The following is an 8,115-nucleotide window of genomic DNA, read 5'->3' as shown; positions in this document are numbered from 1 at the left end:
CAGCTTTATCAGATTCATTTCCATCTCCTACTCTCACAAATAATGGAATATCTCCATCTTGGCTTGTTATTAAATCCAAGACACATTGTTTTAAGTCTGGTCTATGATCCCGAGAATATCCTTTCTTAATAAAAATTGGTCTTTCTTTAATAATTTTTTCTTCTTCCTGTTTCTCTTTATCTTCTTCCCTTTTATATTCTCCATCTAAATGAAATGATGTGGAATCTAAATGGGAGTATTTAAGGTCTATTTTAAATTTTTTAATTACTTCTAAAACTACTTCAATAAAAATATCATTTAGTCCATATTTATATAATTCATCCATTACTCTCCCAATTTTATCATCATTAAGGTAATCAGGTTTAATTCTTTCTCCTAACAATTTCTCAATGGCTTTATCTTGAAAAAACTGACTGAATAAATATAGAGGTCTTGAAACAAATCCTAGTCCATTGATTAAAATAGACTTAACTACTGTACCTGCTGAGATTTTTTCTCTAACATCTATTCCTAATTTATTATTAATTATTTTGACTATTCCTATTTCATCAATTAAACCAGCTACTATCCCTAAATGGTCTAAATTTTTAACTTGTATTTCTTCTAAATAAGACATTTTTCGCTCTTTTTTTACAGAGGAAACAACTTAAGCAATTATCCCACTTTTTTGTCTTCAAGAGCTTAAGCAATTATACTTAATTATTAACCCCAGGCTTGTAGTATTTAATGCTACTTTTTGAAGTACGGAATCTGGGTTATAAGCAGTTAGACAACAAAATTCGACCACCTACAAAGATTTTTAAGATTTATGCTAAACTAAACCCATGACTCTGACACTTGACTATACATACGGAATCCACCCTGATAGTAAACAGGAAGCAAGTCACAGTTTGATTTAGAGAGATTTAACTTTTATGAATCATGAGCTAACCACATCTTTGTCCAAGGATAATGCCAATGTATCCAAACCTTATTCCCAAGTTCACCTAAAAAGAGCAGGAAAAAAACTATTATTAATCTTGCCCGACAACGAACCTAAAGAAGCAAACAAAGACTGGATAGAGTTATTACAAGACTTAAAATACTGTTTAAACCATCATAAGGGAACCTGGACTCCAGCAACCCCTGTTCATTTATTGGTAGAAAACCGCTTATTAGATAGTCGTCAGTTTCATAATATAGGGGAAGCTTTGGAGGCTGCTGAATTAAAGTTAACCCGTGTCTTTACCAGTCGTCGTCAAACCGCCATTACAGCGGCCACGGCCGGTTATTCCGTGGAACAAGAAACCACACAACGGGAACTTTTTACCACAGAAATTGCTAAACCCGGCAATCTCACCGAACCCTTATATGTCAAAACCACAGTCCGATCTGGGGTTGTCATTCGTCACCCAGGAAGCATTATCATTCGAGGGGATGTTAATCCAGGGGGAGAAGTGATCGCCGATGGAGATATCATCATTTGGGGACATTTACGGGGTGTTGCCCATGCCGGGGCAAAAGGCAACCCAGAATGTTGTATCATGGCGTTAAGAATGCAGCCAACCCAGTTACGCATCGGTGAAGCCGTAGCCCGGCCCCCTGGGGAGATTCAAGAGGTATTTGAGGCAGAGGTGGCTTATTTAACTACCGAAGGGATACGCCTTAAGTCCGCCCTCAATTTTAATAAAACCCACACATTCACTGCCAAGGATCAGGGATGGACGCACAAAAATAGCTCCAATCTTGCATAATAATAAGTCTATTGGATAATTGAGTTTTAGATTATGAGTCGTGTTATTGTAATTACCTCTGGAAAAGGAGGCGTAGGTAAAACCACTATTACTGCTAACTTAGGGTCAGCCATCGCTAGTTTAGGCCATAAAATTGCTTTAGTGGATGCGGATTTTGGTTTAAGGAATTTAGATTTACTCTTGGGACTCGAACAACGGGTGGTTTACACTGCTGTTGATGTTTTATCTGGTGAATGTTCCATAGAAAAAGCCTTAGTCAAAGATAAACGTCAACCCAATTTAATGTTATTACCCGCTGCCCAAAATCGCACCAAAGAAGCCATCAGTCCCGATGATATGAAAAAGTTGGTGGAACTATTGGACGAGCAATTTGATTTTATCTTCATTGATAGTCCTGCCGGCATAGAAATGGGTTTTCGCAACGCCATATGTCCAGCACAAGAAGCGATCATTGTCACCACCCCTGAAATGGCTGCTGTCAGGGATGCGGATAGAGTTGTCGGCCTCCTGGAAAGTGAAGATATAAAAAAAATTCGCCTCATTGTTAATCGTATTAAACCAAAAATGATTCAACTCAATCAAATGATTGGGGTGGAGGATATTTTAGATTTGTTGGTGGTTCCCCTGTTGGGTGTTGTTCCCGATGATGAACGCATTATTATTTCTACGAATAAAGGGGAACCTTTAGTCCTAGAAGAAACGACTTCTCTTCCTAGTTTAGCTTTTACGAATATCGCCCAACGGTTAAACGGAAAAGATATTCCGTTTGTCGATTTTATGGCCGCTGATGATAACCTGATCACCCGTTTTCTCAGGATTTTCAAAAAGTAAACTGTCTTGCTAGTCCTATAAACTATGATTCTTCATTTTCTTGACAAAATGTTTCCCTGGAAAAGTCAAACCAAAAGCGGCGACAACGCCAAACACCGTCTTAAGTTCATTTTAGCCCACGATCGCGCTGGACTAAACCCCGAAATGCTCGAGGCTATGCGTAAAGAAATATTAGCGGTGGTTAACCGTTATGTGGATATTGATCCCGAAGAAATGGAATTTTCCCTGGAAAGTGACCAACGTATGACAGCTTTAATTGCTAATTTACCTATTCGTCGCATTAAACGGGAAAATTAGACCGCGATCGAGTCTTGAGTCTAGGTATTTACTAGGAAAAATTACTAGAATTTAACCCTAAAAAAGCATAAATTAGACACTTATCGGTTTTTTTCACAAGTCCCACGCAGTTTCATCCGTGGGACTTCTAGTATTGGGAGTTTTTTACTGCTTATCACAAGAATATATGTATTGCCGAAACCTTAACTTTTATTTTGTAATATTGGGTTATAATTGTTATAATACTTAACATTAGACCAAAAAAACTATGATTAAACAAACAATCGGATTAAAATCTTTTTCTGCCTTAGTAGGGGGACTCGTAGCCTTTGGATTCTCAGTTGCTCCTGCGGTTGCTGATAAAATGGAACAAAAAGCGTCTCAGCCAGAAACCCAAATAATAGCGGATCACCACGGGATGAAGAAGAACATTGTCCAGACAGCGGTTGCTGCTGATGACTTTGAACTCTTAGTGGCTGCGGTTAAAGCTGCCGGGTTAGTAGATGTCTTATCTGGTGAAGGTAAGTTTACTGTGTTTGCTCCCACCGACGAAGCATTTGCAGCATTAGGGGAAGACACTCTTAAAGATTTACTGAAGCCCGAAAATAAGGACAAACTGGCCGCTGTTTTAAAATATCATGTTGTTCCTGGTGTGGTTAAATCTACCGATCTCCAAGAAGGTAAGGTTAAGGTTGAAACTGTGGAAGGCAGCAAGGTTAAAATTAAGTTAGAGGGTTCAGAAGTCACGGTTAATGATGCAAACGTCGTTAAGGCTGATATTATGACCAGTAACGGTGTAATTCACGTCATCGATAAAGTAATCTTACCTCCTAAATAAGTAAGAAACTTTTTATAGCAGTTCCCATCCTTGTGAGGTACAGTATTTTTTAGCTTTAGGCAACAGGCAACAGGCAACAGGCAACAGGTAGGAATTTGGAGTGTACCTCATGAGTCCGAGAAACGCTATACATAATTAGGTGATTTCCATAAATAATGGATCTTTTTGATCAGAAATCAACTTAAGGGTTGAGGTGAATGTTATCATCTCAACCCTTTTTAACTAATTAATTTTGGTAATTTACGATACATTTTTAACTGTTCCAATTTATCAACTGTCATCCTTTGACCTTGTGTATTTTTTGACTTGGTTTATACTAATGTTGTTTCCGATATGACTGTTATTCCGATGAGCAACATTTGTTGTCTCTATAGAACCCATTTGGGATCTATAACGTTTCTCGGACTCAATATGTACACCTAATATCGAGCCTCCGAACTCCGAACTCCTAACTCCGAACTCCTAACTCCTAAAACTAGTGCAGCTTAGCAAAAATAATCCACCAGTCACTTATGATCTTTAAAGCCCTTAAATTTCCAAACGAACGGCTTAGCAAAATGTTGATTAAAGTAATCAATAAAATTGAGAATTTTTTGGGATAGTTCTTCAGTTGAACGGACAGTAATTCTTTTGAGTAAACGCCGGACTAAGATCGAAGACCAACACTCAATTTGATTAAGCCACGATGTATGTTTGGGAATATAAACAAAGCGAATTCGATGAGATTCATCTGATAAAAAATCTGCTCTGCTGTCCATAGATTGCAAAATCCCCTCCTTTCCTTTTCTCCCCAAATCAATAGTAATTCCACAGCTTTCTGCTACTAATTTGACTAAGCTTTCCGATTTATGAGTGTTGAGTTGATCTACAATAAAAATCCATTCTGCTTTTTCATCAATCTTAATCGTTCTCTGGATATGTTCAGAAAAATCTTGTTCTGTTCTTGTCGGTCCAATAGAGGGACTAACAACTTTTCCTCTTGCCACATCCCAGTTCGCAATCAAGCTTAAAGTTCCGTGTCTTTCATATTCAAATTCGATTTTTTCTACTTGTTTAGGCTTGATTCTTTTGTTCGGAAATAATCTCTCAAGAGCTTGAATCCCTGTCATTTCATCTGTACTAATTAAATGAATTCCTTGTTCTAACAAAGTTTTAGCTTCTTGATGAAGTTCACAGATATATTTGACTTGCTTTTTAAATTTTAAGGGATCATCAATTTTGGCATTTAACCAGTAACGAACGAGATGTGCTTGTAATGTCGCTTCTTTTTAAAAAACGCCCCACACTACGGGGGGAAATCTTTTCGACAATTCCTCTTTTTATGGCTTCATCCGCCAACTCTGAAGGTGTCCAATGGCTCACTGGTCTGTCTGATTTTTCACATTCTTCACAAGCGATCTCTACAATCTGGACTACTTGTTCGACCGTAAAGGATTTTGTTGTTCCAGGTCTTGGGCGATCGCTTAAAATTCCTTTGATCAAGACCATTAATGCTTTCTCCGTTACCTGTTGTTCTTCGGCGGCACTCAGTTTTTCTCTCTCCTCAAACCATCGCGATCGCCACTGACGCACTTGTACTCGGTCTAATTCTAATCTTCGACTAATCGAACTATTGCTCTCTCCTGATGCTGCGGCTAAGATTAGCTTGGCTCGTCTAACAAGGCGATAGGGGTTTGTTGTCCCTCTCACTATTTGTTGGAGTACTGTTTTCTGTAGGTTGGAGAGGTTAATTGGCAATGCTTTTATCATGGACATCAACTTCGAGATTCTTCCGTTAGTTTCATTGAAACACATTGTCGTGGCTAGTCACGAAAGTTTCTGTAAAAATCTGGTGGATTACTTTCGCCAAGCTGCACTAGCCACTCAATCATGAAGACATTCTTCGCCAACTGTTCATCGGCGATAGCTCTAACTAGCTTTGAATCAATGGTAGCATTTGTGGTCATAACCCCCACTATACATAAAAATCTCCGATTTTACCTTTATGTTGTCAAGACAGATTCTTTATTGCGGTGAGCAATTACAATTCTCCATCAATTCTTTTCCTAAAATGAACTAGCATTGAAGATTCCAGTGGTGGCTCTTGTTGATAACAATTTAAACCTATAAAGTATTGTAGATAGGGATTTTCTCTAATCTGTTCTATAGTTTCTCTATCACTTGTTCCTAATTTTCCCTTAATAATTAATGTCCCTAATGCCATTCTAAATAGTTTGGCTGGCGCACCTTTTTCTGCTGAAAAAAGTTTAGCATATTCTTCCTCAAAATCATCCCAAGGTATCAACTCTGCCATGATTACCCAACGATTATTGGGGGACAATTTGCCCTCGAAAGGTAATTCAAATTTTTCTGGGGGCGGTAAAGGTTGCTCCTCTTTTCGATACATTTGTTCTTGACCAACAACTGGGAGGTGTTTCTACCAATTATAGCGGTTTGTAGCCGACAAAGCTGATCTTTTTTGCGATCGCGAATATGGGTGTAACCTTTTAAAGAATAGGGTTTTGCTTTTATTCAGCAAACCCTACGTAGGGCGCGCCATCGCACAGAAGTTGTTTTTGAAACAGAGATTTATGCTCCGCTTCAAAAACTATGCGCCTTAAAAGGCGGGGTTTTAGACCCAACTATTGATTTTCTGGGTTGAGAAAAGTTATTAATCACGATTATTTCTAGATAAAATGACGACAAAAAAGAGAAGCAAAATATTGATAAACTTCCATTAAAAAAAGGGCATGATGTTAACATCTACCCCTAATCAGATCAATTTCCTAATATTCTTTTTTTTTGATTAATTGACTGTTTCCTGCATTCTTTCCCAGCGAGGATCGGGATCTTTGAGGGTTTCTTGTAACTCTTCCCAACGCAGTCCAACAGGTTTAGGAGTTGCAGGGGCAGAAATGGGTTGAGTGCGACCTTTTAAAATAGAAACAGCCCTTGTGTATTGGGGATCAGCATTGGTTCCCATCAAGCTAGGATCGTTTTTGAGGCGAACTGCTTGCTCCATGGTCAACTCTAAATAAACATTAGGACTAATGCCTTTCTGGTTGATATCGGTGCCACTGGGGGGGTAATAACGGGCTATAGTTACCGCTAACCCGGAACCATCGGAAAGGTTATGAACAGACTGCACTGTACCCTTACCATAGGTGCTAGTCCCCACTACCGTCGCACGACCGTTTTCTTTGAGGGCCCCAGCCAAAATTTCACTGGCACTGGCCGACCATTCATTGACTAAAATGACTAAGGGTAAGTCGGTTAAGGAAGTACCATTAGCCAAGAAATGGCGATCGCCTCCTCTACGATCAACTGTACTGACAATTTCTCCTTTTTTCAACCAAAGACGAGCAATGTCCACACTGGCGAACAATAGTCCTCCAGGGTTGCCCCGTAGATCGAGAACATAGCCAGAAACCTCTTGTTGTCCTAAGTCTTCGATGGCTAATTTCATTTGTTCGGTAGCGTGGGAACTAAACTCATCGAGTTTGATATAACCGATGCGATGGCTTCCGTCTTCTTGAAGGTTGTAAGTTACTGCAGGAATCTCGATTTGCGCTCGTTCCAAAGTAACTTGAAACACCCCTTTATTCCGTCGTGATAGTTGTAAACTGACTTCTGTTCCCAGTTCCCCAGCAAGAGCTTCTTTGGCCTGTTCTATACTCATTAAAGCTGTGGGTTTGCCGTTAATGCGAATCAGGCGATCGCCTCGTTTTAATCCTGCGTTGATGGCAGGAGAGTTCTTCACTGCTTCCACGATATAAATTTCGCTGGTACGCTTATCGATGGCTAATCTCACCCCAATACCCGATACTTCTCCGACGGTTTGGCTGGTTAACACAGAAAATTCATTGGGGGGTAAAAAGCGGGTATAGGGGTCGCTTAAGTCCTCTAGGGCTTCACGAATGGCTTTATATGCCTGTTTTGGACTATCGTAATCTTGGGATAATAATTCTCTCCGTTTTTCTTGCCAATTAACCCGATTAAAATCTGGATTGACAAATTCGTTATTCACAATTTGCCAGATTTCGTCCACAATGGCTTTGGGATTATTTTCTAGAACTTCTGGTTCAGGCGCACTATTTACAGGTAGGGCTAAAGTGTGTAAGAAAATCGTAGCTAGAGTTCCACCTAAAAAGAGTGAATGATGACGGCACAAGTATTTTATGATATTGTTCATAGTTTTTTATCGATATCGAACGGGAATCAAGAGGCAGTTTACGTTAGCCAACCATGACAGATGAAGGAATCATGAACCATAAGCAAACCCTTTCATCTATTTTCATACTATGGTACACGCTCCTATGAAATTATGACGTTGATTTCCATTAAGAGTTCATGAATTTCTGCTTCACGAAACCTATACAATGCTATTTAAGATAGATCAATCGGGATGGCAGGATTTGAACCTACGACATCCTGCTCCCAAAGCAGGCGCGCTACCAA

The 8,115-nt window shown here is 39.3% G+C and carries 9 protein-coding genes and 1 pseudogene; 4 read left to right on the top strand and 6 right to left on the bottom strand.

Annotated elements, in window-relative coordinates:
* The coding region (locus tag CWATDRAFT_RS27765) for an IS1634 family transposase (protein ID WP_042712645.1) at positions 1-616 on the bottom strand (616 nt) is incomplete at its 3' end.
* Positions 617-914: 298 nt separating this feature from the next.
* On the opposite strand from CWATDRAFT_RS27765, the gene minC reads away from it, so the two are divergent.
* The 4 genes from minC to CWATDRAFT_RS27745 all read left to right on the top strand — a co-directional run bounded on the left by minC (position 915) and on the right by CWATDRAFT_RS27745 (position 3,678).
* Positions 915-1,733, top strand: a complete 819-nt coding sequence (gene minC, locus CWATDRAFT_RS27760) for a septum site-determining protein MinC (RefSeq protein WP_007308105.1) — start codon at positions 915-917, stop codon at positions 1,731-1,733.
* 33 nt (positions 1,734-1,766) lie between these two features.
* Positions 1,767-2,564 (top strand): septum site-determining protein MinD, encoded by a 798-nt coding sequence (gene minD / locus CWATDRAFT_RS27755; RefSeq protein ID WP_007308106.1) that lies wholly within the window; start codon positions 1,767-1,769, stop codon positions 2,562-2,564.
* Between the two features lie 24 nt (positions 2,565-2,588).
* Positions 2,589-2,861 (top strand): cell division topological specificity factor MinE, encoded by a 273-nt coding sequence (minE, locus tag CWATDRAFT_RS27750; protein ID WP_007308107.1) that lies wholly within the window; start codon positions 2,589-2,591, stop codon positions 2,859-2,861.
* 247 nt (positions 2,862-3,108) lie between these two features.
* A complete protein-coding gene (locus tag CWATDRAFT_RS27745; protein ID WP_021831342.1) occupies positions 3,109-3,678 on the top strand; it encodes a fasciclin domain-containing protein in 570 nt (189 codons plus the stop codon).
* A 506-nt stretch (positions 3,679-4,184) separates the two neighbouring features.
* Here the strand turns inward: CWATDRAFT_RS27745 and CWATDRAFT_RS27740 are convergent.
* The 5 genes and pseudogenes from CWATDRAFT_RS27740 to ctpB form a co-directional block, all read right to left on the bottom strand.
* Positions 4,185-4,826: a transposase gene (locus CWATDRAFT_RS27740; protein WP_007308104.1), complete on the bottom strand. Its 642-nt coding sequence runs from the start codon at positions 4,824-4,826 to the stop codon at positions 4,185-4,187.
* A 64-nt stretch (positions 4,827-4,890) separates the two neighbouring features.
* Positions 4,891-5,472, bottom strand: a complete 582-nt coding sequence (locus tag CWATDRAFT_RS27735) for a helix-turn-helix domain-containing protein (protein ID WP_007303385.1) — start codon at positions 5,470-5,472, stop codon at positions 4,891-4,893.
* 8 nt (positions 5,473-5,480) lie between these two features.
* Positions 5,481-5,624, bottom strand: a complete 144-nt coding sequence (locus CWATDRAFT_RS38945; RefSeq protein WP_198139050.1) for a hypothetical protein — start codon at positions 5,622-5,624, stop codon at positions 5,481-5,483.
* A 77-nt stretch (positions 5,625-5,701) separates the two neighbouring features.
* Positions 5,702-6,064 (bottom strand): annotated as a pseudogene (locus CWATDRAFT_RS27730) (IS5 family transposase); the annotation flags it as partial.
* Positions 6,065-6,463: 399 nt separating this feature from the next.
* On the bottom strand, positions 6,464-7,849 hold the full coding sequence (gene ctpB / locus CWATDRAFT_RS27725; RefSeq protein WP_007308102.1) for a carboxyl-terminal processing protease CtpB: 1,386 nt from the start codon (positions 7,847-7,849) through the stop codon (positions 6,464-6,466).
* Between the last annotated feature and the right edge of the window lie 266 nt (positions 7,850-8,115).

Origin of the sequence: Crocosphaera watsonii WH 8501 (genome assembly GCF_000167195.1) — a bacterium.
In the GTDB taxonomy this organism is placed as follows: domain Bacteria; phylum Cyanobacteriota; class Cyanobacteriia; order Cyanobacteriales; family Microcystaceae; genus Crocosphaera; species Crocosphaera watsonii.
This window is presented reverse-complemented; position numbering and strand designations above follow the sequence as displayed.

Bases quoted from the DNA above. Each gene is read 5' to 3' on its own strand.
- minC (WP_007308105.1), top strand. From the start codon at position 915: ATGAATCATGAGCTAACCACATCTTTGTCCAAGGATAATGCCAATGTA.
- minD (WP_007308106.1), top strand. From the start codon at position 1,767: ATGAGTCGTGTTATTGTAATTACCTCTGGAAAAGGAGGCGTAGGTAAA.
- minE (WP_007308107.1), top strand. From the start codon at position 2,589: ATGATTCTTCATTTTCTTGACAAAATGTTTCCCTGGAAAAGTCAAACC.
- CWATDRAFT_RS27745 (WP_021831342.1), top strand. From the start codon at position 3,109: ATGATTAAACAAACAATCGGATTAAAATCTTTTTCTGCCTTAGTAGGG.
- CWATDRAFT_RS27735 (WP_007303385.1), bottom strand. From the start codon at position 5,472: ATGTGTTTCAATGAAACTAACGGAAGAATCTCGAAGTTGATGTCCATG.
- CWATDRAFT_RS38945 (WP_198139050.1), bottom strand. From the start codon at position 5,624: ATGACCACAAATGCTACCATTGATTCAAAGCTAGTTAGAGCTATCGCC.
- ctpB (WP_007308102.1), bottom strand. From the start codon at position 7,849: ATGAACAATATCATAAAATACTTGTGCCGTCATCATTCACTCTTTTTA.